Consider the following 24500-nt stretch of genomic DNA (forward strand, 5'->3'; position numbering starts at 1 on the left):
ATCCGACGCCGCCGGTGCCGCCGGCGGGGGTGGCGGGGGCTGGAGCTCCGGATCGCCGGCCTGCACCGGCGGCGTCGGATCGACCGGCGGATTGTTGACGTCGCCTTCGGACGGCACGGGCACGTGCGGCAGTTGGGAAGGCGGCGGCGGCGGCTCGGTTGCCGGAGGTTCGGGCTCGGGCGCCGCCGTCGGTCCGATCCCCGGCGGCGCTGCGGCCGGCGATGTCGGCGTTATCAACGACGAGCGCAGATACCAGTTCTCCGCGCTGCCTGCGGTGACGCCACCCTTGAACAGATAATATTCGAAGGCGCCCGCCGCGACCGGCGCGTCGAGCGCGAAGGCGCTGGCGCTGGAGGTGGCGCCATTGACCGCCTGGACGACCATGATGCCGTCCTGCGTCGTCTCGGCACCCGTGCCGCCGACATTGACCACCCCGATGCCGGTCGAGCCGGAAGCCGTGCCGCCCGACAGCACCAGCCTGTCCGAGGCCGAGGAATCATCGCCGAGTTCCGTCTGGATGAGCAGCAGGCCGCCAAGCCCGGTGTAATTGCCCGAAATCGTCAGCCGATCCGTCGCGCCTGTACTGCCATTGGTCAGGTCGATGCGGCCGGCATTGACGACGTCCGCAAGCTGGCCCGCCGTAAAGGCCTGTATCGACGCGTTGAAGCCGCCGCCATAGAGCGTGCTTGCCGCATCGACGCTGAGCGAGCCCGTGCCGGTGCCGCTGTCTCCCAGCACCAGATTGCCGTCCAGCGTGAGTTCGGTGTCGTTGGTGGCGTCGATGCTCTCCCAGTTCTGCACCCGGCTGATGCCTTTGAGCTTGACGTTGTCGAAACTCAGCGTGTCGGTGCCGAGGCCACCATTCAGCGCGTCGGCGCCGCCCATATTGGAATTGGTCAGGTTGCTCAGCTTTGCCGTGTCGTTGTCGGCGCCGAGGTCGACGGCGCCATAGATGATGCCGCCGCCGTCCCAGACGAAACTGTCGGCGCCGAAGCTCATCAGCACGTCGCCGCCGACCGTGCCGCCGGTAATAGTCACGCTGTCATTGCCGCCGCTGACACTGATGTTGCCGCCGATCGTGCCGCCCGAAAGGATGATCGTGTCCTTGTCGAAGCCGGTGACCAGGTTGCGGTCGATGGTGCCGCCGGACATGTTGAAGTAGTTCTGGTCGAGCTTCATGTTGACGCGGCCGATGCGGCCGCCCGTCATCACCGCATGGTCGCCGTCGTCGAAGAAATCGACGATGCGTCCGTCCGTCATGGTGAAGGTGTCGAGGCCATCACCCTGGTTAAGTGAACCGATCTGGCCGCCGCTTATGTTGAAGTCGTCTATGCCCGAGCCCTGCTGCACATTGCCGATGACGGTGCCAGCGCCGATGGTGAAGAAATCGGCGCCACCGCCCTGGTCGACCGTGCCGGTGATGGTACCGGATTGCATGTTGATGCGGTCCGAACCAACGCCGAAGGTGACATTGCCGCTCACCTGGCCGGTGCCGCCGGCGGGAAAGGTGAGCGTGTTGTCGCCGTTCAGATCGTTGAGGCTGCCGCCCGAATCGCCGCTGTCGCAGATGAAGGTGTCGTTTCCGGCGGTCGGAACGAGCAGGCATGCGGCGAAGGCGGCGGAATTGGGCAGCAACGCCAGCGACGTCGCGGCAAAAACGCCAAGCATTCGAGGAAGAAACATCACCGGCATATGCCGTTTCAGAACAACTAATTTAGCGATGTCTTCCGAATCGCCATTCGGAAGCCTGTTTTCAAAGCGCCGCACCGCGTCCCTCCAAGATTCGCGATTGCAAGCCCCCACCCTACGCCGCAATGAAGACACAATTCGTTCCGTTTTACAAAGCCTAATCTGCCCGTCATGGTTGATGAACTGGAAAACGGGCCGGACAGAGCTGTGCTTTGATTGAGCCAGAATTGGTGCTTGGCGTGCGTCTCGCCAACCCTCCAAAGCGTGTTGGTGGCGGCGCGTACGCTGGCGCGGCCACACAGCCCGCCGTCGGCGTTGTTTTCGTGATGCGCGGCCGATTGTCAGAGAATTGACCCGCGGCGGATCTTGGCTTAAAAACTGCCTCGGCCAGATTTTTTCGAGTTCCGAAAAAAATAATGGCAAGGGAGGAAAACATGTATGTCGGCCTCGACCTTGGCACGTCGGGCGTCAAGGCGCTGCTGATCGATGCCGAACAGACCGTCATCGGTTCCGGCCATGGCGCGCTCGACGTTTCGCGGCCGCATCCCGGCTGGTCCGAACAGGATCCAGCCCACTGGCTACGCGCCTGCGAAGACGCGATTGCCGAACTGAAGGCCTCCCATCCCTGGCAGTTCGCGGCGGTGAAAGGCATTGGCCTATCCGGTCAGATGCATGGCGCCACCTTGCTCGATGCCTCTGACAAGGTGCTGCGCCCCTGCATTCTGTGGAACGATACGCGCAGCCATGCCGAGGCAGCCGCGCTCGACGCCGATCCGCGGTTTCGCGAGCTGACCGGCAACATCGTCTTTCCCGGTTTCACCGCGCCGAAGCTCGCCTGGGTGAAGAACAACGAACCCGCCATTTTCGCCAAAGTGGCCAAGGTGCTGCTACCCAAGGATTTCCTGCGGCTGTGGCTGACCGGCGAACATATTTCGGAAATGTCGGACTCGGCTGGCACTTCCTGGCTCGACGTTGGGAAGCGGCGCTGGTCCGCCGACCTGCTCGCGGCCACGTCGCTCGACGAAAAGCACATGCCATCCCTGGTCGAGGGTACGCAGAAGGCCGGTGGGCTGCGCGGCGAGCTGGCGTCGAAATGGGGCGTCGAAGCCGGCATCCCGATTGCCGGCGGCGCCGGCGACAATGCGGCTTCCGCCTGCGGCATGGGCACGGTCCGTGCCGGCCATGCGTTCGTGTCTCTGGGCACGTCAGGCGTGCTGTTTGCCGCCAATGCCTCCTATCTGCCCAACCCGGCAAGCGCGGTCCACACTTTCTGCCATGCGCTGCCTGACACCTGGCATCAGATGGGCGTCATCCTGTCGGCCACCGATTCGCTCAATTGGCTGTCCGAGATTACCGGCAAGGGCGCAGGCGAGTTGACATCGGAACTGGGCGATACACTGAAGGCGCCGACCGGCGTGTCCTTCCTGCCCTATCTCTCGGGCGAGCGCACGCCACACAATGATTCCGTCATTCGCGGCTCCTTTACCGGACTGGCGCATGAATCGAGCCGCGCCGTCCTGACCCAGGCCGTGCTGGAAGGCGTGGCCTTCGCCTTTCGCGACAGCCTCGAGGCGTTGAAGACTGCGGGCACGAGCTTGATGCGTGTGACGGCGATCGGCGGCGGCTCGCGCTCGCGCTACTGGCTGAAGGCCATCGCCACCGCGCTTCAGCTGCCTGTCGACATTCCCGCCGACGGCGATTTCGGCGCCGCCTTCGGCGCGGCCCGGCTCGGCCTGATCGCAGCGACGGACACTGATCCGCTCGATGTCTGCACGGCGCCAAGGACCGATGCAACGATCGAACCGGATGCCGGCTTGGATGGTGCATTTGCCGATGCCTACCAGCGCTACCGCGGGCTTTATCCGGCGATCAGCGCGGCAACGGCGTGAGCAGGTGCCACGCGCCCCCCTCTGCCCTGCCGGGCATCTCCCCCTCTAGGGGGAAGATCGGCAGCTTTGGCGGCTACGCTAGCCTTGCAAGGCCGGAGGTTGGCGAAGGTATAAAAATCAGCCAATCTCCCCCCTTGAGGGGGAGATTGCCGGCAGGCCAGAGGGGGGCGCCTGGCGCCTACCTTAGCCGTGAAGCCTCACTGCGCCGGCACCTTGTCGAGGAAGCCGGTAATGCTCTTCAGGCGGCCGTTCTCGATGACGCCGATATCGGTGCCTTCGATGATGGACGGTGTGCCCTCCGGGCCGAGGTTCCAGGAAAAGCGGATTTTGTCGGCAAACCCGTCCGGTGTGCCTTTCAGCGAGAAGCGGAAGCCGGCAAAGCGCTGCTGCACGCCGTCGATCAGCGCCGCGACGCCTTCATGGCCGTCGCCCTGCATGATGGGATCGCGATAGCTGACGTTTTCGGTGAAAGTCGCCTTGAGCAGCGCCTGACGGCGCGCGGCGTCGCTCTCGTTCCAGGCGGTGATGTAGCTTTCGGCGATCTTGTTGAGATCGGTCATGATCTGTCTCCTTCGTTGGCTTTGACATGACCCTTTTCACCCAACGGACGAACGGAACCAATTACGCCTGAGGTAATCAGGCGGAGCCATTTCGGAGAGGAAGGAAATCCATGAGCAGCGGCTTTTTCGGCGACATCCAGAAGATCAAATATGAGGGGCCGGATTCGGCTAATCCGCTGGCTTACCGGTTCTACAACCCGGACGAGCTGGTGGCCGGCAAGCGGCTGGAAGACCATCTGCGCTTCGCCGTCGCCTACTGGCATTCCTTCGCCTGGCCGGGCGGCGATCCGTTCGGCGGCCAGACCTTCGATCGGCCGTGGTTCCCCAAGGCCGGCGGCATCGACACGATGGAACTGGCAAAACTGAAAGCAGACGTCGCCTTCGAGATGTTCTCGCTGCTCGGCGCGCCCTATTTCTGCTTCCACGATGCCGACGTGCGGCCCGAAGGCAAGGATTTTTCGGAAAGTTCCGCGCGCCTCGACGAGATCGCGGACTATTTCGCCATCAAGATGAAGCAGACTGGCGTCAAGCTCTTGTGGGGCACGGCGAACCTGTTCTCGCACCGCCGTTTCATGTCGGGTGCCGCGACAAACCCCGATCCGGATGTGTTTGCCTATGCGGCGGCGACGGTGAAGAGCTGCATCGACGTCACCAAGCGGCTGAAGGGCGAGAATTACGTGCTTTGGGGCGGACGCGAGGGCTATGAGACGCTACTCAACACCGACCTTGCCCGCGAGCAGGAGCAGGCCGGCCGTTTCCTCAACCTCGTCGTCGACTACAAGCACAAAATCGGCTTCAAAGGCACGATCCTGATCGAGCCGAAGCCGCAGGAACCCACAAAACACCAGTACGACTACGATGTCGCGACCGTCTATGGCTTCCTCAAGCGCTTCGGCCTGGAGAAGGAGGTCAAGCTCAACATCGAGCAGGGCCACGCCATCCTCGCCGGCCATTCCTTCGAGCACGAGCTGGCGTTGGCCAATGCGCTCGGCATCTTCGGCTCGATCGACATGAACCGCAACGACTACCAGTCGGGCTGGGACACCGATCAGTTCCCCAACAATGTGCCGGAGATGGCCCTGGCCTATTACCAGGTTCTGCAGGCGGGCGGCTTCAAGACCGGCGGCACCAATTTCGACGCCAAGCTGCGCCGCCAGTCGCTCGATCCGCAGGACCTGCTGATCGGCCATATCGGCGGCATGGATGCCTGCGCGCGCGGCCTGAAAGCGGCCGCCAAGATGGTCGAAGACAAGGCGCTGTCGGCTCCACTCGCCGAGCGCTACGCAGGCTGGAACAGCGGCGAGGCCAAGGCGATGCTTGCCGGCAAGCGCACGCTGGAGGACATCGCCGAGCGCGTGGTGAAGAAGAAGATCGAACCGCAGCCGCGCTCCGGCCGTCAGGAACTGCTCGAAAACATCGTCAACCGCTACGTGTAAGGGATGAAAGGCGGGCGGCGGCTTGTTCAGCCGCCGCTCCGCTTACCCACGCCGCTTCGCGGGGAGAAGTTCCCGGCGTCGCGCTTATTTGCCTGCCGCCCTGTTCGCCATTGAACGGAAAAGGTGCCGGCGGGCGGACGAGGGTGGCGCCGAGACCGGGTGAAAGGGCTTTGCGCCAGTGCGGAATCGACGACAAGGTTTTGCCCACTGACGCCCCTCAATCGCCTCTCTCTTGCCTTCAAACTGCCGTCACGAATCTCCTATAAGAAGGTGCTCGTGGCGGGAGAGGAAGAAGGAGGCGAACCGATATGCAGAACGAACGTGAAATCGACGCCCTGCTCTCAAATGGCGAGGCCGGGTCGATTATCGACCGGCTGATGGCAATGCCGCATCCGAAGGATGGTGCGCGCCGCTCCAACGAATGGGACCGCGCCGTTGCCAGCCGTTTCGAGACCCATCTGGCAAGACAGATGCGCTCGCAGATCGATAGTGGCGGCGACCGGCAGAACGCTGCCTGATCAACCGCTTCCCACCCTCGGGTCAAGCCCGTGGGCATGCTTTGGACGACATGTACATCAACCCCGGCGTAGCCTGACCGGGGCTTCACCGAAAGTTCTTGAAAACGCCCTCGAAAATGCCGCGGCGGATGAAAATCCGGTCCGCCCGGCAATGTCGGCCATGGCCACTCTGGTGTCGATCACCAGCCGCCGCGCAGCGCCCAGGCGCAGCCTGAGATAGTAGGCGCCGGGCGTCTCGCCGATCGACTTGCGGAAGATGCTCTCCAGTGTCCGTGCCGTAACCCCGGCGCGCTTTGCCACGGCGGCGACCGTCAACGGCTGGTCGACATGCGCTTCCATCAGCCGGATGGCTTGCGCCAGGCGCGGATCATAGCCGTCGAGCCGGCCAAGCGAGACCAGGGGCTGAGCGTCGGTGGCCGCACGGGCCTGATCGTAGATGAAGACGCTGGCCACATCGAGCGCCACGGCCATGCCGAGGCGGGTGCGAACGAGGTGCAGCATCAGGTCGAAGGTGGGCGAGGCGCCACCGGAGGTGAAGACCGGCCCGTCGATGACGTAACGGTCCGGGCGGACGTCGACGCCCGGAAAGGCCGACGAGAAATCCTCCATGTCTTCCCAGTGGGTGGTGGCGCTGCGGCCTTCGAGCAAGCCGGCCCGCGCGACCAGCCATGTACCGGCCTCGACGCCGCCGCAGGCGCGCGCCGAACGGGCGGCGCGGCGCAGGCCCGAGAGCAGAGCCGACGTCGCATAATTCTGCGTGCCGAAACCGGCGACGACGACAAGAACGTCGGTCGGTTCGGCCGCGTCGAAGCGGCCGCTGACCGCCACTGGCAGGCCGCAAGTGGTGACCGGCGCCTCGCCGGTTACGGAAACCAGCTTGAAATCGAACAATGTCTCGCCGGAGATGCGGTTGGCGGCGCGCAGCGGGTCGACCGCCGAGGCCACGCACATGATGGACGAGCCGGAAAACACCAGCATCGTCACCTTGAGCGGCAGACGCTCGGCGCGAAAGATCGTCAGTTTTTCGCCTTTAGTCATGGAAGCTTCGTAAAACGCAAAGCAGTTTTCGGCAAGTCGGGCGATGCTTGGCGCCTGTTTCGACTGGGAGGAGAGTTCCATGCCGCTTGCGATGAACCGTGAGGTTTTCATTACCTGTGCCGTGACCGGGTCCGGCGGCACGCAGGACCGCAGCCCGCATGTGCCGCGCTCGCCCAAAGAGATCGCCGATTCGGCCATCGACGCGGCCAAGGCGGGGGCGGCGATCGTGCATTGCCATGTGCGCGACCCCGAAACCGGCAAGCCCAGGCGCGACGTTCATCTCTACCGCGAGGTGACCGAGCGCATCCGCGAGGCAGACGTCGACGTGGTGCTGAACCTTACCGCCGGCATGGGTGGAGACATGGTGTTCGGCTCGCCCGAAGCGCCGCTGCCGCTCAATGAGAAGGGCACCGACATGGGCGGCGCCACCAACCGCATGGAGCATGTACGCCAGTGCCTGCCGGAGATCTGCACGTTGGACTGCGGCACAATGAACTTCGCAGAGGCCGACTATGTCATGACCAACACACCCGGCATGCTGCGCGCCATGGGCGGCATGATGACCGCGCTCGGCGTCAAGCCGGAGATCGAGGCCTTCGACACAGGCCATCTGTGGTTCGCCAAGCAGTTGGTCGAGGAACAGGTTCTGAAGCCGGATGCGCTTGTGCAGCTTTGCATGGGCGTGCCATGGGGGGCGCCTGACGACCTCAACACCTTCATGGCCATGGTCAACAACGTGCCGTCGACCTGGAGCTGGTCGGCCTTTTCGATCGGCCGCAACCAGATGGCCTATGCCGCCGCCGCAGTGCTGGCCGGCGGCAATGTCCGCGTCGGTCTCGAAGACAATCTCTGGCTCGACAAGGGCGTGCTTGCCACCAACGCGCAGCTGGTCGAACGTGCCGCCAGCATCGTCACCAATCTCGGCGCCAGGATTCTGGGGCCGGAGGAAGTGCGCAGGAAGCTCAACCTCACCAAGCGGCCGCCGATCGCGGCATAGAGAGGGGAGCTTCAGATGGCCACCGTCAAATTCACCGCAATGAAGGATGGCGACAAGGACGACTACGAATTCCTGACCGCCCATGAAATCGACTATGCCGCCAAAACCGGTGATCGGTTGCTGGAAGCCCTGGTTCAACTCGACGAGGGCCTTTCCGGCTACAAGATCACCCGGCTCGGCCATTCGCTGCAGGCGGCAACACGCGCCTGGCGCGACGGCGCCGACACCGACTGGATCGCCTGCGCGTTGCTGCACGACATCGGCGATATCTACGCACCCTACAACCACGACGAATACGCCGCGTCGATCCTGAAGCCTTTCGTGCGCGAACAATGCACCTGGGTGGTGGAGAAGCACGGCGATTTCCAGCGCCTCTACTATGCCCATCATCTTGGCGGCAACCGCCATGCGCGTGACCGCTTCGCCGGTCATGCCTATTTCGACGATTGCGACCAGTTCTGCGAGCGCTGGGACCAGTCGAGCTTCGACCCCGACTACGAGACGCTGCCGATCGAGTTCTTCAGGCCATTCGTGCTCGAAGTCTTTGTCCGCAGGGCCTACGACCCCGCCATTATCCGCGCCGGCGAGCGCGTGCCGCTCACCGATCCCGAAACAGCCAAGACAAGAACCGGAGCCTGACCATGAGCATCATCAACAAGGCGGCCGCCATCGGCGGCGGTGTCATCGGCGCAGGCTGGGTGGCGCGCCTGCTCTTGAATGGCATCGACGTGTCGATCTTCGACCCTGATCCCGAGGCCTCGCGCAAGGTCTCAGAAGTGATGAAGGGCGCGCGCCGCGCCTACAAGCAGATGGTTCCGGGCGGCCTGCCGAAAGAAGGCAGGCTGACCTTCGCCAAGACCATCGCCGAGGCGGTGGCCGATGCCGATTTCATCCAGGAGAGCGTGCCGGAACGGCTCGACCTCAAGCATAAGGTCCTGTCCGAGATCGATATCCACGCGCCGGCCAACGCCATCGTCGGCTCGTCCACATCAGGCATCAAGCCGACCGACATGCAGGTGGCGATGAAAAAACACCCGGAGCGGCTTGTCGTCGGCCACCCGTTCAACCCGGTCTATCTCCTGCCGCTGGTCGAGATCGTCGGCGGCGACCAGACATTCCCCGAGGCGGTCGAAGTCGCCAAGGAGATCTATGCCTCGATCGGCATGAAGCCTGTCGTCATCCGCAAGGAGATTGAAGCCTTCGTCGGCGACCGACTGCTGGAAGCCGCCTGGCGCGAGGCGCTGTGGCTGATCAAGGACGGCATCTGCACCGTCGAGGAACTGGACGACATCATGCGCTATGGCTTTGGCCTGCGCTGGGCGCAGATGGGTATGTTCCAGGTCTATCGCGTCGCCGGCGGCGAAGCCGGCATGCGCCACTTCATGGCGCAGTTCGGCCCCTGCCTGAAATGGCCGTGGACCAAGCTGATGGACGTACCGGAGTTCAACGACGAGCTGGTCGACCTGATCGCCACGCAGTCGGACGACCAGGCGCATGGCCTGTCGATCCGCGAACTGGAAAAGATCCGCGACGACAATCTGGTCGCCATCATGGATGCGCTCTCGAAGCAGAACAAGGGCAAGGGCTGGGGAGCCGGCGCCCTGCACAGGGACTATACGAAGCAGTTGGCCAAGCTGGCGGCGAAAAAGCCGGCCGCCTCCAAGGCGGCCGAGAAGGCGAAGGCATCGAAGCCGGTGAAGAAAGCCGAAAAACCGAAGAAAAAGAAGAAAGGCTGAGACCATGGATTTCGGTCTGTCGGAGGAACAGAAGCTCATTGTCGAGACGACGCGCGCCTTCGTCGAGAATGAGCTTTACCCGCATGAGCGCGAGGTCGAGCGCACCGGCGTGCTGCGCCGCGAACTGATCGAGGAGCTGAAGGCCAAGGCGATCGAAGCCGGTCTCTATGCCGCCAACATGCCGGCCGATGTCGGCGGCGCGGGGCTCGATACGGTGACCTGGCTGCTTTACGAGAAGGAACTCGGCCGCGCCAACTACGCGCTGCACTGGACCTGCGTCGCGCGCCCCTCCAACATCCTTTTGGCCGGCACGCCGGAGCAGCGCGAAAAATATCTGTTCCCGTGCATCCGCGGCGAGAAATGGGATTGCCTGGCGATGACCGAGCCGGGCGCCGGCTCCGATCTGCGCGGCATGAAGGCGACCGCCGTGCAGGACGGCGACGACTGGGTATTGAACGGCACCAAGCACTTCATCAGCCACGCCGATCTCGCCGACTTCGCCATCGTCTTCATGGCCTCGGGCGAAGAGGATTCGCCGCGCGGCAAACGCAAGAAGATCACCGCCTTCTTCGTCGACAAGGGCACCAAGGGTTTCACGGTGCGCGACGGTTACCGCAACGTCTCGCATCGCGGCTACACCAACGCCATCCTCGAATTCGACGATTGCCGCCTTCCGGCAAGCCAGGTGTTGGGTGAAGTCCACAAGGGTTTCGACGTCGCCAATTCCTGGCTCGGCGCCACCCGCCTGCAGGTCGGCGCCACCTGCCTCGGCCGCGCGGAACGCGCGCTCGGCCACGCGGTCGAGTACGCCGCGCAGCGTCAGCAATTCGGCCAGCAGATCGGCAAGTTCCAGGGCGTGTCGTTCAAGCTCGCCGACATGGCAACCGAACTCAAGGCCGCGGACCTGATGGTGTTCGAAGCCGGCTGGAAGTACGATCAGGGCACCGTCACCGACCAGGACATGGCCATGGCCAAGCTGAAGGCCACAGAAATGCTGGCTTACGTCGCCGACGAAGCGATCCAGATCCATGGTGGCATGGGGCTGATGGACGACCTGCCGCTGGAGCGCATCTGGCGCGACGCCCGGGTCGAGCGCATCTGGGAAGGCACGTCGGAAATCCAGCGCCACATCATTTCGCGGGCGCTGCTGCGCCCGTTCGGGGCCTGATCCATGCACAAACTTGAACGCCTTCTGCGCCCTAAATCGATCGCCGTGTTCGGCGGCGCGCAGGCCGCCGCGGTCGTGGCACAGTCGATCAAGATGGGCTTTGCCGGCGAGATCTGGCCGGTGCACCCGAGCAAGGAAGAGGTCGCCGGCCGCAAGGCCTATCGTTCGATCGCCGATCTGCCCGGCGCGCCGGACGCCGCCTTTGTCGGCGTCAACCGACACCTGACCATCGACGTGATCAAGGCCCTGGCCGAACGCGGCGCCGGCGGGGCCGTCTGCTTTGCCGCCGGTTTCCTCGAAACCGAAGCCTATGACGCGGATGGCGAGCGCCTGCAGGCCGAACTCGTCGCCGCCGCCGGCGAGATGCCGATCATCGGGCCGAACTGTTACGGCCTGATCAACTATGCCGACGGCGCGCTTTTGTGGCCCGACCAGCATGGCGGCATAAGATTGGCCGACGGCGGCAAAGGGGTGGCCATCATTACCCAGTCGTCCAACATCGCCATCAACATGACGATGCAGAAGCGCGGCCTGCCGATCGCCTTCCTGATGACCGCCGGCAACCAGGCGCAGACCGGCCTCTCCGAAATGGCGCTCGGCCTGATCGAGGACGAGCGCGTCAGCTCGCTCGGCCTGCACATCGAGGCTTTCGATTCGGTAGCCGGCTTCGAGCGGCTGGCGGCACGGGCCAGGGAATTGAAAAAGCCGATCATCGCCATGAAGGTCGGCCGCTCCGAACAGGCCAGGCAAGCGACCGTCTCGCACACCGCGTCGCTCGCCGGCTCGGACGCAGCGTCCGGGGCCTTCCTGAAACGGCTCGGCATCGCGCGCGTCGATTCCATCCCCGCCTTCATCGAGGCGCTGAAGCTGCTGCATGTCACCGGTCCGCTGCCCGGCTACAGCCTGTCATCGATGAGCTGTTCGGGCGGCGAGGCTTCGGTCATGGCCGACAGCGCCGAAGGCCGCTGGGTCAACTTCCCGGTGCTGACGGAAGAACACCGTGCCCACGTCAAGTCGACGCTCGGGCCGCTGGTCGCGGTCGCCAATCCATTGGACTATCACACCTTCATCTGGAACAACGAGCCGGCGATGACCGCCACCTTCACCGCCATGGTGTCGGGCGGCTTCGACCTCAATATGCTGGTACTCGACTTCCCGCGCCCGGACCGCTGCTCGGTGACCGACTGGTGGGCGACGCTACGCGCCTTCGAATCGGCGCTCAAGACCAACAAGGCACATGGCGCGATCGTCTCGTCGCTGCCCGAGAACCTGCCCGAGGAATACACCGCCGAGCTGATGGCGCGGGGCATGGTGCCGCTGTTCGGCATTTCCGAAGCGATGGATGCCGCCCAGGCGGCCGCCTTCATCGGCTGGGCCTGGCGCGAGCCGCAGGCGCAGCCGGTCGATACCTCAGCTTCCGGCGCTGCCGGCGGCGAGCATGTCACGCCTGACGAGGCGCAAGCCAAGGCGCGGCTGATCAAGGCCGGGCTGCCGGTGCCCAAGGGCGAGCGCGCCGACAGTGCCGTCGAGGCGGTGATCTCGTCCATGGCGCTCGGTTTCCCCGTGGCGCTGAAGGCCCTGGGTGTCACCCACAAATCCGAGGTCGGCGCTGTCAGGCTCAACCTCAGGGACGCCGAATCCGTCAGCACCGCCGCGCACGACCTTTTGCCGCTCGGCACCGGCCTTTATGTCGAGCGCATGGTGCGCGACGGCGTCGCCGAGCTGATCGTCGGCTTCACCCGCGATCCGATGTTCGGCGCTGTCATGACGCTGGGCACCGGCGGCGTACTGGTCGAATTGCTGCGCGACAGCGTCACCTTGATGCTGCCGGCGACCCGCGACGACATCGAGGCAGCACTTCGCGCTCTCAAACTGTTCCCGCTGCTCGAAGGCTATCGCGGTCGGCCGAAGGCCGACGTCCAAGCTGCCATCGACGCCATCGCGGGCATTGCTGCCTTCGTGCAGACGAATGCCGGCGAGATCGAGGAACTCGACATCAATCCGCTGATCGTCTGCAGCGAGGGCAAGGGCGCCTGGATCGCCGATGCGCTTTTGGTGCTGGGAGAGAACAAGAATGCCTGACGTCGTTTCGACCCGCCGTGAAGGCTCGATCCTCGAGGTCACGCTCGATCGGCCCAAGGCCAACGCCATCGACCTGAAGACCTCTCGGCTGATGGGCGAGACCTTCAAGGCGTTTCGCGACGACCCCGGCTTGCGCGTCGCCATCGTCAAGACCGCCGGCGACAAGTTCTTCTGCGCCGGCTGGGACCTGAAGGCCGCCGCCGGCGGCGACGCCGTCGACAGCGACTATGGCGTCGGCGGCTTTGCCGGGCTGCAGGAACTGCGCGACTTGAACAAGCCTGTCATCGCCTGCGTAAACGGCATGGCGGTGGGGGGCGGCTTCGAGCTGGCGCTGTCCTGCGATCTCATCTACGCCTCCGATCACTCCTCCTTCGCATTGCCCGAGATCCGCGCCGGCACGCTTGCCGACGCCGCGACCATCAAGCTGCCGAAGCGCATTCCTTATCATGTCGCCATGGACCTTTTGCTCACTGGCCGCTGGATGGACGTTGCCGAGGCGCATCGCTGGGGCCTGGTCAACGAGGTGCTGCCGAAGGAGAAGCTGGAGGACCGCGTCTGGGAGATCGCCCGCCTGCTCGCCAGCGGCCCGCCGCTTGTCTTCGCCGCGATCAAGGAAACCGCGCGGGTGGCCGAAGCGCTGACTTTCCAGGACGCGATGAACAGGGTGACGCGCCGGCAGTTGCCGACGGTCGATGCGCTGTACGGTTCCGAGGACAATATGGAAGGGTTCCGGGCTTTTGCGGAGAAGCGGGAACCGGTGTGGAAGGGGAAGTAAAGCAATGCCAGAGATGACGGCGCGAGGCACCCCCCTCTGGCCTGCCGGCCATCTCCCCCGCAAGGGGGGAGATTGGATGTCATTTCCGCTTTCGCCAATCGTCAACGCTGCAATAAGGGCGATGTCGATTGAACTGCCAATCTCCCCCCTTGCGGGGGAGATGTCCGGCAGGACAGAGGGGGGTGCCTGGGCTCGCCGTTCACAGTCGGCGCGGCCATGACCGACTACAGCAAACTCATTGATGCCGAGACCCGGGCCTTCATCGAGCGGACCAATTCCTATTACCCGCCGGATACGATCGACTACACGATTGCCGAGCAGCGCGAGATCTACGCCCGCATGTGCCGGGAGTTCTTTGCCGGCTATCCCGAGGGGGTGACAGCGGAAACCACCGCTATTGCCGCACAGGCGTGCAATATCCCGATCCGCATCTATCGCAGCGCCCCGCAGGCAGTGGCAACGGTGCTCTATTACCACGGCGGCGGGTTCATCCTTGGCGGGCTCGACAGCCATGACGACGTTTGCGCCGAGCTTTGCGGCCGCACCGGCTATGACGTCGTCTCGGTCGACTACCGGCTGGCGCCGGAGCATCTGCATCCGGCCGCGTTTGACGATGCGATGAACACCTTCGAGTGGGCGGCAGCCACCCGCGATCATCCCGTCCTGCTCTGCGGCGACAGCGCCGGTGGCAATCTCTGCGCCGCAGTCAGCCATGCGACGCGCGGCCATGCGAAGAAACCGATCGGGCAGGTGCTGATCTATCCCGGGCTCGGCGGCGACCGTTCGCGTGGCTCCTATCTGAAGCATGCCGAAGCGCCTATGCTGACCACGCGCGACCTCGAATTCTACAAGCACATCCGTACCGGCGGCGTGGACCAGACCGGCGACATCACGCTTCAGCCGCTGGCCGACGCCGATTTCGCCAACCTGCCGCCGACCGTGCTGATCACCGCCGAGTGCGATCCGCTGTCGTCGGACGGCGAGGCCTATCGCGACCGCATCGTGGCGGGCGGCGGGCGAGCCACTTGGTTCGAGGAAAAAGGGCTTGTGCACGGCTATCTCAGGGCGAGGCACACGGTCGGCCGCGCCCGCGCCAGCTTTACCCGCATCGTCGAGGCGGTGTCGGCGCTCGGCAAAAGCGAGTGGATCTGGTGAGGGCCTCCTCGCATGACAATCGACAGAAGATGATCAACCCAGCGACTGCCAAGCCGTTCGGCGCTCAGCCTACCGAACGAGCCGCCGCCCGGCCGGCGCTGCGGCCGGAGAAGATACAGCCGCCCAGGAACGTGCCTTCGAGCGCCGCATAGCCATGCACGCCGCCGCCGCCGAAACCGGCGGCTTCGCCGACCGCATAGAGGCCCTGAACCGGCTCGCCATCGCTCCCCAGCACGCGGCTTTCGAGATCGGTCTGCAGGCCACCCAGCGTCTTGCGGGTCAGGATGTTGAGGCGAACCGCGATCAGCGGGCCGTTCGCGGGATCGAGCATCTTGTGCGGCCTGGCCGTGCGGATCAGCCGGTCGCCGAGATAGGCCCGCGCTCCGCGCAGCGCGGTGACCTGCATGTCCTTGGAGAAGGGATTGTCGAGTTGCCGGTCGCGGGCGCGGATCTCGCGCTCGACATGGGCGACGTCGAGCAGCGGTTCGCCGCCGGCCAGCTTGTTCATGCGCGCCACCAGATCGGGCAGTTCGGCCTCGATGATGAAATCCTCGCCCTTCTCCATGAACGCCTTGACCGGGCCCGGAATGCCCGACGTGGCGCGGCCGAGCACCTGGCGCCAGCTCTTGCCGGTCAGGTCCGGGTTCTGCTCGGAGCCCGAGAGCGCGAACTCCTTCTGGATGATTTTTTTGGTCAGGATGAACCAGGAATAATCGAACCCGGTGCTCGTGATGTGGCTGAGCGTGCCGAGCGTGTCGAAACCGGGGTAAAGCGGCACCGGCAGGCGCTTGCCCCTGGCGTCGAGCCACAGCGACGACGGACCGGGCAGGATGCGGATGGCATGATCGGTCCAGATCGGCGCCCAGTTCCTGATGCCCTCGACATAGTGCCACATGCGGTCGCGATTGATGACGCTGCCGCCGGCCTGTTCCGTGATCGCCAGCATGCGGCCGTCGACATGGTCGGGCACGCCGGTGATCATGCACTTCGGCGCCGCGCCCAGACGCTTCGGCCAGTTTTCCCGGACCAGCTGGTGGTTGCCGCCGATGCCGCCGGAGGCGACGATCACGGCCTGCGCATGAACCTCGAAATCACCTGATATCTCACGCGAACTCTTGTGGCCGCGCTCGACGGTGCTTGGTTGCAGGATGTCGCCGCGCACCCCGTCGATCCTCGTGCCGGTGCGGATCAATTCGTTGACGCGGTGGCGGAACTTGAAGCGGATCAGTCCCTTCTTCTCGGCTTCGCGGACGCGCAGCACGAAGGGCTCGAGCACGCCGGGACCGGTGCCCCAGGTGATGTGAAAGCGGGGCACGGAATTGCCATGGCCAATGGCATTGCCGCCGCCGCGCTCGGCCCAGCCGACCACGGGAAAGAATTTCATCCCGCGCTCCAGCAGCCAGGAGCGCTTCTCGCCGGCGGCGAAGCCGACGTAGGCCTCGGCCCATTTGCGCGGCCAGTGATCCTCCGGCCGGTCGAAAGCGGCGGTGCCCAGCCAGTCCTCGAGCGCCAGCTCGTGCGAATCGCGGATGCGCATGCGCCGCTGCTCGGGCGAATCGACGAGGAACAGACCGCCGAACGACCAGAAGGCCTGGCCGCCCAGCGACTGCTCCGGTTCCTGGTCGACGATGACGATCTTCTTGCCGGCCTCGGCCAGTTCGGCGGCGGCGACCAGCCCGGCAAGGCCGGCGCCGACAATGATGACATCCGCGTCGTCAGCCAATTTCCCCTCCCGTTAGCTGGCTACCGTATGAATCTCGAACCGGAATATATTAATGATGGTCAGACCGCCTCCCAGCCATCCTTGCCGCCGGCGCGGAAGATGGCGTCGATGACCTTCTGGTTGAGCACGGATTCCTCCAGCGTGAAGACGCGCTCCTTACCGCCCTGGGCCGCCCGCGCGAAGGTCTCGACCTCGAGCCGGTACTGCTGCGTACCGGGAAAGCGGAACACCTGCGCCTCCGTGTGGTTCTGATTGTGCAACTCGACGCGGTGGTGATCGTAGAGCCCGGCATTGAACGGCGAGAACACCTCGATGAACCCGTTCTCGCCATGGAATACCATCACCTGGCGCGCGGCCATCTGGGTCGAGAGATAGAAGGACAGTTCGAAGTCGCCGAAATCGGCGCGGATCGAGGAATAGATGTCGGTGCCGAATTTTTTGTCGCGCTCGATCGTCGCCTGCACGCGCAGCGGCTCCTTGCCGGTGGAAAAGCGCGTCGACACGGTCGGGTAGACGCCGATGTCGGGCAGCGCGCCGCCGCCAAGGTCGAGCTGGTTGCGCATGTTGTTGGGATCGACATTGTAATAGGAGAACGCGCCCTGCACATGGCGCAGCCGGCCGATGACGCCGCTGGCGATCAGGTCGCGCACCTTGATCCATTGCGGATGGTAGACGACCATGAAGGCTTCGCAGACCAACACCTTGCTGGCATCGCGCAGCTTGATCAGCGGCGGAATGTCCTTGGCGTCGAGCGCCAACGGCTTTTCGACCAGCACATGTTTTCCCGCCTGAATGGCCTTGGCCGTCCATTCGACATGCTGCGATGTCGGCAGCGGGATATAGACGCCGTCGACCTCGTTCGAGGCGAGCAACTCCTCATAGGAACCGAAAGCATGCGGCGCGCCGAAGCGATCGGCCAACCCACGGGCCTTCGACTGATCGCGGCTGGCGATTGCGGACAGCACGCCATTTTCCGCCTCCACGATCGCAGGTAAAAGCTGCTCGCGACCGATCTTGGCCGTCGATAACACACCCCATCGGAACATCAGGCTTCTCCTCTCGATTACAGGCGAGGAGGTTTGCCTGAAATCGGGGCAAAAGCCAATGCGGGGGCCAAGTTCCTCGCCCCACGAGCGGGGAGCGATGGCTCAACCCCTCTTCCCCGTCAGCCTCATGTCGAAACCGACGACGTTGGAATAGATCGGCGTGCCGACATCCATTCCGTAGCGCGACCGCAGCACCTTGCCGGTGACGTGGAACCCGATCGTGCCGGACTTCAGGCCATCGAGCTCGGCGGTGAACTTTTCCGCAAACGTCTTGCCGCGCGCCGTCAGCCGGCCGGTGACAAGCGCCGTCGTATCGCCGGTGCGGGTCACGCTGGTCGAGCGGAACTGGATTTCGGGGCTGTTGGCCGCATCGAACACGGCGTCTGAACGCAGGAAAGCGTCGATGCGGCCCTGGCCGGTGCCGACGCTTTCGGGAAAAATGGTAAGGTTGACCTTCGAGCGGCTGACGTCGTCATTGTCGATGCGGATCGTGCCCTTGAAGTGAGCAAACGCACCATCGAAACCGCCGCCGCCGGCCTTGCCGATGGTGAAGCGGATCGAGGAGTCAGCCTGGCTGATCGTGTAACTGCCGGCGGCATCATCGAGGACAACTGCTGCCCAGACAGGCACGGCAAGGCAAGCGGCAAGGGCCGCCGATCCGAGGAGTCGCGCATACATGAGATTATTTCCTTCTTCGGAGGCAACGCTCTTCGCGTCCTCGCTTACAAACGAGGCCGAAGCCCGTTCTATTCCCCGCCTGAGGAAGGCGTGACGATGCGTGTAAGCACATTGTCCCTCAGTCGAAAATGATGGCGCAGTGCCGCCGTGACATGCAGCGCCACAAGTGCTGCGCCGGCATAGGCAAGGTACCAGTGCGCTGCCGCCCAGAAACTTTCGGCGGCATCGGATTCCGCGAGCGGCAGGTTGGGCATCACGAACAGATTGAACGGCATGCTTGGAATTTCCAGCGTCGAGACCGAAACCAGCGCCCAGCCGGACAGAGGCAAAGCGATCTGAAAGGCATAGAGCGCCAGGTGAGCGAGCGGCGCCGCCAGGCGCTCCAAGGATCCGACCGAGGATGGCAAGGCCGGCGCGGCATTGCCGAGCCGCCAGGCGATGCGCAGGATGATCAGGCCGAGTAGCAGGAAGCCCAGCGATTTGTGCAGCTGGATGAGCTCGAAAGCCGTGCGCTGGCTGCTGATGCGGACCATCGCGAAACCGAGCGCGAATTGGCCGATGAAGGCAAGGCCGATCAGCCAATGAAGCAGGATTGTCGCCCACCCGTAGCGGGTCGGGGTATTTATGATCGAAGCTCGCATGGAAGGTGAACGAATGTCGCGTCGGCTTTCTTCCACCCTCCCACAAGGGAGAGGGCAGCCTATCCGCTCACCCTGAAGAAATCGATGAAGGCCCTGAGCGCAGGCCGCATCTGGCGGCGGCTGGGATAGTAGACGAAGAAACCCTCGAAGGACGGACACCAATCCTCCAGCACGCGGATCAGCCGGCCGTCGCGGAGCGGCTCGCGGACATAGTCCTCGAAGACGAAGGCAAGCCCCGCGCCGTCGACCGCCGCCTGGGCGATCAGATGGTCTTCGTCGAGGATCAATGGTCCTTGCGCAGCGATCTCGATCTCCTCGCCATCCCTGGCGAATTCCCAGCGGTAGAGAATGCCGCTGGAGAAGCGGAAGCGGATGCAGCGATGATCGGACAGGTCACGCGGATGGCGCGGCCTGGGCATGGTGTCGAAATAGGAGGGCGCGCCGACCACGGCGCCGCGTATATCAGGCCCGATGCGCACCGCGATCATGTCGCGTTGCAGGCTTTCGCCAAGCCGCACGCCTGCATCGAAACCGCCTTCCACCACGTCGGTGAAGCGGTCCTCGATGACGATCTCCAGCACGATATCGGGATAAGCCGCGGCAAAGGCGCCGAGCCGCGGGGCCAGCACCAGATGGGCTGCCGTGCGCGGCACGCTCAGCCGCAGATTGCCGGCCGGCCGGTCGCGCGCCTCGACCGCCGCCTCCAGTGCCAGGTCGATCTCCGACAGCGCCGGCCGCAATCGTTCCAGCAACCGCGCGCCCTCTTCGGTCGGGGCAATGCTGCGGGTGCTGCGTGCCAACAGCCGCACGCCAAGCCGCGCCTCAAGGCTGGACACGGCATGGCTGACCGCCGACGGGGCGATCGCCAGTTCCCTGGCCGCGCCGCGAAAGCTGCCGCATTGGGCAACAGTTGCCAGCACCGCAAGCTGTGAAAGATGTGCCCGGTTCATTGATCTATTTTCGAGAACGCCCCGTGCACAGATGAGCCGATTATCGAACATAAGGCAAGGCGCTATTTCCTGGGCATCGCAACAAGGAGACGCGTGATGAAAACCCGCAAACTCGGTACTGAACTCGAAGTTTTCCCGATCGGCCTCGGCTGCATGGGCATGAGCTTCGGCTATGGCGGCCAGCCGGAAGCCGAGGCGATCGCCACCTTGCGCCGCGCCGTCGAGATCGGCGTCAATTTCTTCGACACGGCAGAGGTCTACGGGCCCTACGAGAACGAGATCCTGCTCGGCAAGGCGCTGAAGCCGGTGCGCGATCAGGTGACGATCGCAACCAAGTTCGGCTTCAAGATCCTGGAGGAAGGCACCGGCACCGATCGCATGGCGGGCGTCGACAGCCGCCCCAAACACGTCAAGGCCGTCGCAGAGGCGTCACTGAAGCGGCTGGGCACCGACGTGATCGATCTCTATTACCAGCACCGCGTCGACCCGAACGTGCCGATCGAGGACACGGTCGGCGCCATGGCCGAGCTGGTGCGCGAGGGCAAGGTGCGCGCGCTCGGCCTTTCGGAAGCGAGTGCCGCCACCATCCGCCGGGCGCATGCCGTACATCCGATCGCGGCGGTCCAGAGCGAATATTCACTGTGGAGCCGTGACCCGGAAGACGATGTGTTCGCCGTCTGCCGCGAACTCGGCATCGGTTTCGTTCCCTACAGCCCGCTCGGCCGTGGCCTCTTGACCGGCACGATCGCCAAGCCCGAGACGCTTGATGACGACGACTGGCGCCGCACCTTGCCGCGCTTCCAGGCCGACGCCATGGAAGCCAATGCCAAAGTCGTGGCCACGCTGGAAAAACTGGCGACCGAAAAGGGAGTGACCTCGGCACAGCTGGCGCTCGCCTGGGTACTGCACCAGGGCGATTTCATTGTCCCCATCCCGGGCGCCCGAAAAATCCGCCATCTCGAGCAGAACACGGCGGCGGCTGATATCGAGCTGAGTGCCGCAGAGGTACAGACCATCGGCGATGCACTGTCGCCTGATAAGGTCATGGGCAAGCGCTACACAGAGGAGCTGCTGGCGCTGGTGAATGGGTGATTGGCAATCCCAAGAGAACCGAAAAGGGGTGCTCCTGCCCCCCTTTTCGATGCCGCGCGGCATAAAAGATTGCCAGACGCCCGCGTGAAACACCCCCCTCTGTCCTACCGGACATCTCCCCCGCAAGGGGGGAGATTGGCAGCTTCGCTGTCTCGTCTACCTTATGCCGTCTGTAATTCGCGAAAGCGGATCAGAGCCGATCTCCCCCCTTGCGGGGGAGATGGCCGGCAGGCCAGAGGGGGGTGTCTCGCACCCGCATTTCCTACCATGGCACGACCGTAACCTCCGGCCAGTTCTCCCGCGCCCGCTGGCCCTTCGCCTCATGCGTCCGCTGATTGTCCATCGCCCGGTTCGGCGTGACGCGGAATGAGAAGACGTCGTCGAGACCGAACGGCGCCAGCAGTTCCAGTTGACAATCCGCGTCGTATCGCACCCCGACCGCATGTGTCTTCGACGCAAAAAACCGGACCGACTCGCTCGAACTCGTGTAGCGCGGACAGGGCCGCCCGAACTTCTGCGGGTACCACAAATGCACCCGCGCTTGGTTGCGCACCTCGACGGGCAGCCCCTGGAAATGCTTCGCCGCCCGGCGGATGACGGCGTCCTCGGCCTCGTAGGACAGGTCGCTATCGTCGAAATAGAACAGGTCGACATCCTTGATGCCATAACCCGACGGCTTCCCCGTCAGATGGTTCCAGACCGAGTTATAGAGCACGCCGGAGACCACCAGCCAGTCCGGAAGATCGAGCGTGCGGGCACATACCAGCGCCTGGCGCACGAGCGCATCCGACAGCAGGATATCGAGAAACGCAGCGCGTTGTGCTTCGAACGGGAGGCCGGAATAGTGCAAATGGTCCATCGCCCTTTGGAGGGCGATTCGCCGTGCTCCCGCAATCCCGGAAAGAGGCTATGCCCTGAGCACGCCTCCAGTCTGCTTGCCGACATTCTCGACGACGCGCCTGGCCAACGCCTCGAAATCCTCGTCGGTCAGCGTCTTCTCGACCGGCTGGATCGACACTTCGATGGCGATGGACTTCTTGCCCTCGCCGAGCGCCGCACCTTCGAAAACATCAAAGACCGAGACGCCGGTGACCAGCTTCTTGTCCGCGGCGAGCGCCGCGCGTACCAGCGTGCCGGCCTCGACCGCCTTGTCGACGACGAAGGCGAAGTCGCGCTTCACCGCCTGGAAGGCGGAGAGATCCAGCCTGGGCTTGGTTTTCGTCGGCTTTGCCTTGGGCTCGGGCACGGCATCGACATACACTTCGAAGCCGCAGAGCGGGCCGGAGACGTCAAGCCCTTCCAGCGTTTTTGGATGAAATTCACCGAACGTGCCGAGCACCGTCTTCGGTCCGAGCTTGATCGTTCCGGAACGACCAGGATGGTACCAGGACGGGCCGCCGGCCTCGATCTGCAGCCGCTCGACCGGCGCGCCGCAGGCTTCGAGTGCGGCGATGGCATCAGCCTTGGCGTCGAACACGCCGACCGGACCGGAATTGCCAGCCCAGTTGCGGCCGGAACCGTCGAGCTTGGCGGTGCCGCGCCGCACGCCGGCGGCAACGCGCCGTTGCTGGTCGGCGCCGTCGCCCTCATAGGTGCCGGAGACCTCGAACAACGCCACGTCGCCAATGCCCTTGTCGGCATTGCGCTGGGCGGCTGCGATCAGGCCGGGCAGCAGTGAGGGCCGCATGTCGGACATGTCGGCGGCGATCGGGTTGGCGAGCTTGAGCGAAGCCTGCCCGCCGCCGAACAGTTCGGCGTGCCTGGCGGGGATGAACGACCAGGTGACTGCCTCCATCATGCCGCGCACGGCCAGCGCCCGCTTGGCCGCGCGGGTGCGGATCTGCAGCGTCGTCAGGATCTTGCCGTTGACCGCGTCATGCGCGCCGAGCGGCTGCGAAGCGATGTTGTCGACGCCGTGGATGCGCATCACCTCCTCGACCAGGTCGGCCTTGCCGTCGACATCGGGACGCCAGGACGGCACGGCGATTTCGACGACATCGCCCGAACCCTCAGGCTTGAAGCCGAGGCGCGTGAGAATATCGAGGCTTTCCGCCTTCGGCACTTCTATGCCGGTCAGCCGCTTCACTTCCGACAGCGGGAAGGAGACGATCTTGGGCTGATGGCCGGCATAGCCGGCCACCTCGATTTCCGTCGGCGTGCCGCCGCAGAAATCAAGCACCAGCCGGGTCGCAAGCTCAACGCCCGGCACCATGAATTCGGGGTCGACCCCGCGCTCGAAACGATAGCGGGCATCGGTGATGATGCCGAGCGCGCGCCCGGTGCGGGCCGTAGTGATCGGGTCCCAGAGTGCGGATTCGATCAGCACGTCGGTCGTGTTCTCGTCGCAGCCGGAACGCTCGCCGCCCATGATGCCGGCGATCGATTCCACGCCATTGTCATCGGCGATGACGCACATCTCCGGCGTCAACGTGTATTCGCGGCCGTCGAGCGCCAGTACCTTTTCGCCATCCCTGGCGCGACGCACGACAAGATTGCCGGCGACCTTGCCGGCATCGAAGACATGCAGCGGCCTGCCACGATCGAAGGTGACGTAGTTGGTGATATCGACCAGCGCGCTGATGGGCCTCAGCCCAATGGCGATCAGCCGCTGCTGGAGCCATTTCGGGGACGGGCCGTTCTTGACGCCGCTGACCAGATTGAGCGCGAAGCCGGGGCAGAGTTCCGGCGCTTCGATCGTCACCTTGACGGGGCACATTCCATTGCCGACATGCGGCATGATCGCGCCGCCGACGAGGCGGCCGAGACCGCTCGCCGCGAGATCCCGGGCGATGCCGTAAACGCTGGTGGCATCAGGCCGGTTTGGCGTCAGATTGATCTCGATGACCGGATCGTCGAGATGCGCGTAAGCGGCGAAGCTGGTGCCGACCGGCGCATCTTCGGGCAGGTCGATGATGCCGTTGTGCTCGTCGGAAAGTTCCAGCTCGCGCTCGGAACACATCATGCCGTGGCTTTCGACGCCCCTGATCTTGCCAACCGTCAGCGTCACATCGATGCCGGGCACATAAGTGCCGGGCGCGGCGAAGGCGCCGATCATGCCCGCCCGCGCATTGGGTGCGCCACAGACGACCTGCACGGGCGGCTTGCCGTCGCCGGTGTCGACGGTCAGCACCCGCAGCCGGTCGGCGTCGGGATGCTGCACCGCCGTCAGCACCCTGGCGATGACGAAGGGCTTCAGACTCGCCTTGTCGTCGACATGCTCGACCTCGAGGCCGATCGAGGTCAGCCGCTCGACGATCTCGCCGAGCGAGGCGTCGGTCTCGAGATGGTCCTTGAGCCAGGAGAGGGTGAATTTCATGATGCTGTTCC

20 protein-coding genes and 1 pseudogene are annotated in these 24500 nt (G+C 64.4%); 11 read left to right on the forward strand and 10 right to left on the reverse strand.

Annotation, left to right across the window (positions count from 1 at the left end):
• A pseudogene (locus FJ973_RS00005) lies at positions 1-1668 on the reverse strand (autotransporter outer membrane beta-barrel domain-containing protein); the annotation flags it as partial.
• A gap of 455 nt (positions 1669-2123) precedes the next feature.
• Between FJ973_RS00005 and xylB the strand changes: the two are divergent.
• Positions 2124-3578: a xylulokinase gene (xylB, locus tag FJ973_RS00010; RefSeq protein ID WP_140554944.1), complete on the forward strand. Its 1455-nt coding sequence runs from the start codon at positions 2124-2126 to the stop codon at positions 3576-3578.
• A gap of 197 nt (positions 3579-3775) precedes the next feature.
• Here xylB and FJ973_RS00020 read toward each other — a convergent pair whose 3' ends face one another.
• Complete coding sequence (locus FJ973_RS00020; RefSeq protein WP_140554540.1) at positions 3776-4138, reverse strand: nuclear transport factor 2 family protein; 363 nt, start codon at positions 4136-4138, stop codon at positions 3776-3778.
• Between the two features lie 110 nt (positions 4139-4248).
• On the opposite strand from FJ973_RS00020, the gene xylA reads away from it, so the two are divergent.
• On the forward strand, positions 4249-5574 hold the full coding sequence (gene xylA / locus FJ973_RS00025) for a xylose isomerase (protein WP_140554541.1): 1326 nt from the start codon (positions 4249-4251) through the stop codon (positions 5572-5574).
• 308 nt (positions 5575-5882) lie between these two features.
• Positions 5883-6092: a hypothetical protein gene (locus FJ973_RS00030; RefSeq protein WP_140491096.1), complete on the forward strand. Its 210-nt coding sequence runs from the start codon at positions 5883-5885 to the stop codon at positions 6090-6092.
• A 57-nt stretch (positions 6093-6149) separates the two neighbouring features.
• Here the strand turns inward: FJ973_RS00030 and FJ973_RS00035 are convergent, their stop codons facing one another.
• Positions 6150-7130, reverse strand: coding sequence for a GlxA family transcriptional regulator (locus FJ973_RS00035; protein ID WP_140554542.1), 981 nt, complete (start codon positions 7128-7130; stop codon positions 6150-6152).
• A gap of 79 nt (positions 7131-7209) precedes the next feature.
• Here FJ973_RS00035 and FJ973_RS00040 point away from each other — a divergent pair, with 79 nt between their 5' ends.
• The 7 genes from FJ973_RS00040 to FJ973_RS00075 all read left to right on the forward strand — a co-directional run bounded on the left by FJ973_RS00040 (position 7210) and on the right by FJ973_RS00075 (position 15043).
• On the forward strand, positions 7210-8127 hold the full coding sequence (locus tag FJ973_RS00040; protein WP_140491102.1) for a 3-keto-5-aminohexanoate cleavage protein: 918 nt from the start codon (positions 7210-7212) through the stop codon (positions 8125-8127).
• A 15-nt stretch (positions 8128-8142) separates the two neighbouring features.
• Positions 8143-8766 carry an HD domain-containing protein gene (locus FJ973_RS00045; protein ID WP_140491104.1) on the forward strand — a complete coding sequence of 208 codons (624 nt, stop codon included), beginning with the start codon at positions 8143-8145 and terminating at the stop codon, positions 8764-8766.
• A gap of 2 nt (positions 8767-8768) precedes the next feature.
• The gene (locus tag FJ973_RS00050; protein ID WP_140491107.1) at positions 8769-9863 is read left to right on the forward strand and encodes a carnitine 3-dehydrogenase; all 1095 of its coding nucleotides are present in this window, start codon (positions 8769-8771) and stop codon (positions 9861-9863) included.
• A gap of 4 nt (positions 9864-9867) precedes the next feature.
• The gene (locus FJ973_RS00055; protein ID WP_140491110.1) at positions 9868-11031 is read left to right on the forward strand and encodes an acyl-CoA dehydrogenase; all 1164 of its coding nucleotides are present in this window, start codon (positions 9868-9870) and stop codon (positions 11029-11031) included.
• Positions 11032-11034: 3 nt separating this feature from the next.
• Complete coding sequence (locus tag FJ973_RS00060) at positions 11035-13113, forward strand: acetate--CoA ligase family protein (RefSeq protein ID WP_140554543.1); 2079 nt, start codon at positions 11035-11037, stop codon at positions 13111-13113.
• Positions 13106-13888 (forward strand): carnitinyl-CoA dehydratase, encoded by a 783-nt coding sequence (locus FJ973_RS00065; RefSeq protein WP_140554544.1) that lies wholly within the window; start codon positions 13106-13108, stop codon positions 13886-13888. The genes FJ973_RS00060 and FJ973_RS00065 overlap by 8 nt, the downstream gene beginning before the upstream one ends.
• A 216-nt stretch (positions 13889-14104) precedes the next feature.
• A complete protein-coding gene (locus FJ973_RS00075) occupies positions 14105-15043 on the forward strand; it encodes an alpha/beta hydrolase (protein WP_140554545.1) in 939 nt (312 codons plus the stop codon).
• Between the two features lie 64 nt (positions 15044-15107).
• Here FJ973_RS00075 and FJ973_RS00080 read toward each other — a convergent pair whose 3' ends face one another.
• The 5 genes from FJ973_RS00080 to FJ973_RS00100 all read right to left on the reverse strand — a co-directional run bounded on the left by FJ973_RS00080 (position 15108) and on the right by FJ973_RS00100 (position 20081).
• Positions 15108-16766, reverse strand: a complete 1659-nt coding sequence (locus FJ973_RS00080) for an FAD-binding dehydrogenase (RefSeq protein WP_140491118.1) — start codon at positions 16764-16766, stop codon at positions 15108-15110.
• 59 nt (positions 16767-16825) lie between these two features.
• Positions 16826-17812: a Gfo/Idh/MocA family oxidoreductase gene (locus FJ973_RS00085; RefSeq protein WP_140491121.1), complete on the reverse strand. Its 987-nt coding sequence runs from the start codon at positions 17810-17812 to the stop codon at positions 16826-16828.
• 102 nt (positions 17813-17914) lie between these two features.
• Positions 17915-18490, reverse strand: a complete 576-nt coding sequence (locus FJ973_RS00090) for a YceI family protein (protein WP_140491123.1) — start codon at positions 18488-18490, stop codon at positions 17915-17917.
• Between the two features lie 68 nt (positions 18491-18558).
• On the reverse strand, positions 18559-19131 hold the full coding sequence (locus FJ973_RS00095) for a cytochrome b (RefSeq protein ID WP_140554546.1): 573 nt from the start codon (positions 19129-19131) through the stop codon (positions 18559-18561).
• A gap of 59 nt (positions 19132-19190) precedes the next feature.
• On the reverse strand, positions 19191-20081 hold the full coding sequence (locus FJ973_RS00100; RefSeq protein WP_140554547.1) for a LysR family transcriptional regulator: 891 nt from the start codon (positions 20079-20081) through the stop codon (positions 19191-19193).
• A gap of 96 nt (positions 20082-20177) precedes the next feature.
• On the opposite strand from FJ973_RS00100, the gene FJ973_RS00105 reads away from it, so the two are divergent.
• Positions 20178-21173: an aldo/keto reductase gene (locus FJ973_RS00105; RefSeq protein ID WP_140554548.1), complete on the forward strand. Its 996-nt coding sequence runs from the start codon at positions 20178-20180 to the stop codon at positions 21171-21173.
• 262 nt (positions 21174-21435) lie between these two features.
• On the opposite strand, the gene FJ973_RS00115 is transcribed toward FJ973_RS00105, so the two are convergent.
• Both FJ973_RS00115 and pheT read right to left on the reverse strand, forming a co-directional pair.
• Positions 21436-22032 (reverse strand): nucleotidyltransferase family protein, encoded by a 597-nt coding sequence (locus FJ973_RS00115; RefSeq protein WP_140554549.1) that lies wholly within the window; start codon positions 22030-22032, stop codon positions 21436-21438.
• Positions 22033-22080: 48 nt separating this feature from the next.
• On the reverse strand, positions 22081-24489 hold the full coding sequence (pheT, locus tag FJ973_RS00120; RefSeq protein ID WP_140491133.1) for a phenylalanine--tRNA ligase subunit beta: 2409 nt from the start codon (positions 24487-24489) through the stop codon (positions 22081-22083).
• Positions 24490-24500 lie beyond the last annotated feature (11 nt).

This window comes from Mesorhizobium sp. B2-1-3 (assembly GCF_006442495.1).
Taxonomy (GTDB): Bacteria; Pseudomonadota; Alphaproteobacteria; order Rhizobiales; family Rhizobiaceae; genus Mesorhizobium.

Bases quoted from the DNA above. Each gene is read 5' to 3' on its own strand.
- FJ973_RS00020 (WP_140554540.1), bottom strand. From the start codon at position 4,138: ATGACCGATCTCAACAAGATCGCCGAAAGCTACATCACCGCCTGGAAC.
- pheT (WP_140491133.1), bottom strand. From the start codon at position 24,489: ATGAAATTCACCCTCTCCTGGCTCAAGGACCATCTCGAGACCGACGCC.
- FJ973_RS00045 (WP_140491104.1), top strand. From the start codon at position 8,143: ATGGCCACCGTCAAATTCACCGCAATGAAGGATGGCGACAAGGACGAC.
- FJ973_RS00055 (WP_140491110.1), top strand. From the start codon at position 9,868: ATGGATTTCGGTCTGTCGGAGGAACAGAAGCTCATTGTCGAGACGACG.
- FJ973_RS00085 (WP_140491121.1), bottom strand. From the start codon at position 17,812: ATGTTCCGATGGGGTGTGTTATCGACGGCCAAGATCGGTCGCGAGCAG.
- FJ973_RS00060 (WP_140554543.1), top strand. From the start codon at position 11,035: ATGCACAAACTTGAACGCCTTCTGCGCCCTAAATCGATCGCCGTGTTC.
- FJ973_RS00095 (WP_140554546.1), bottom strand. From the start codon at position 19,131: ATGCGAGCTTCGATCATAAATACCCCGACCCGCTACGGGTGGGCGACA.
- FJ973_RS00115 (WP_140554549.1), bottom strand. From the start codon at position 22,032: ATGGACCATTTGCACTATTCCGGCCTCCCGTTCGAAGCACAACGCGCT.
- FJ973_RS00065 (WP_140554544.1), top strand. From the start codon at position 13,106: ATGCCTGACGTCGTTTCGACCCGCCGTGAAGGCTCGATCCTCGAGGTC.
- FJ973_RS00050 (WP_140491107.1), top strand. From the start codon at position 8,769: ATGAGCATCATCAACAAGGCGGCCGCCATCGGCGGCGGTGTCATCGGC.
- xylB (WP_140554944.1), top strand. From the start codon at position 2,124: ATGTATGTCGGCCTCGACCTTGGCACGTCGGGCGTCAAGGCGCTGCTG.
- FJ973_RS00030 (WP_140491096.1), top strand. From the start codon at position 5,883: ATGCAGAACGAACGTGAAATCGACGCCCTGCTCTCAAATGGCGAGGCC.
- FJ973_RS00105 (WP_140554548.1), top strand. From the start codon at position 20,178: ATGAAAACCCGCAAACTCGGTACTGAACTCGAAGTTTTCCCGATCGGC.
- FJ973_RS00090 (WP_140491123.1), bottom strand. From the start codon at position 18,490: ATGTATGCGCGACTCCTCGGATCGGCGGCCCTTGCCGCTTGCCTTGCC.
- FJ973_RS00075 (WP_140554545.1), top strand. From the start codon at position 14,105: ATGACCGACTACAGCAAACTCATTGATGCCGAGACCCGGGCCTTCATC.
- xylA (WP_140554541.1), top strand. From the start codon at position 4,249: ATGAGCAGCGGCTTTTTCGGCGACATCCAGAAGATCAAATATGAGGGG.
- FJ973_RS00100 (WP_140554547.1), bottom strand. From the start codon at position 20,081: ATGAACCGGGCACATCTTTCACAGCTTGCGGTGCTGGCAACTGTTGCC.
- FJ973_RS00035 (WP_140554542.1), bottom strand. From the start codon at position 7,130: ATGACTAAAGGCGAAAAACTGACGATCTTTCGCGCCGAGCGTCTGCCG.
- FJ973_RS00040 (WP_140491102.1), top strand. From the start codon at position 7,210: ATGCCGCTTGCGATGAACCGTGAGGTTTTCATTACCTGTGCCGTGACC.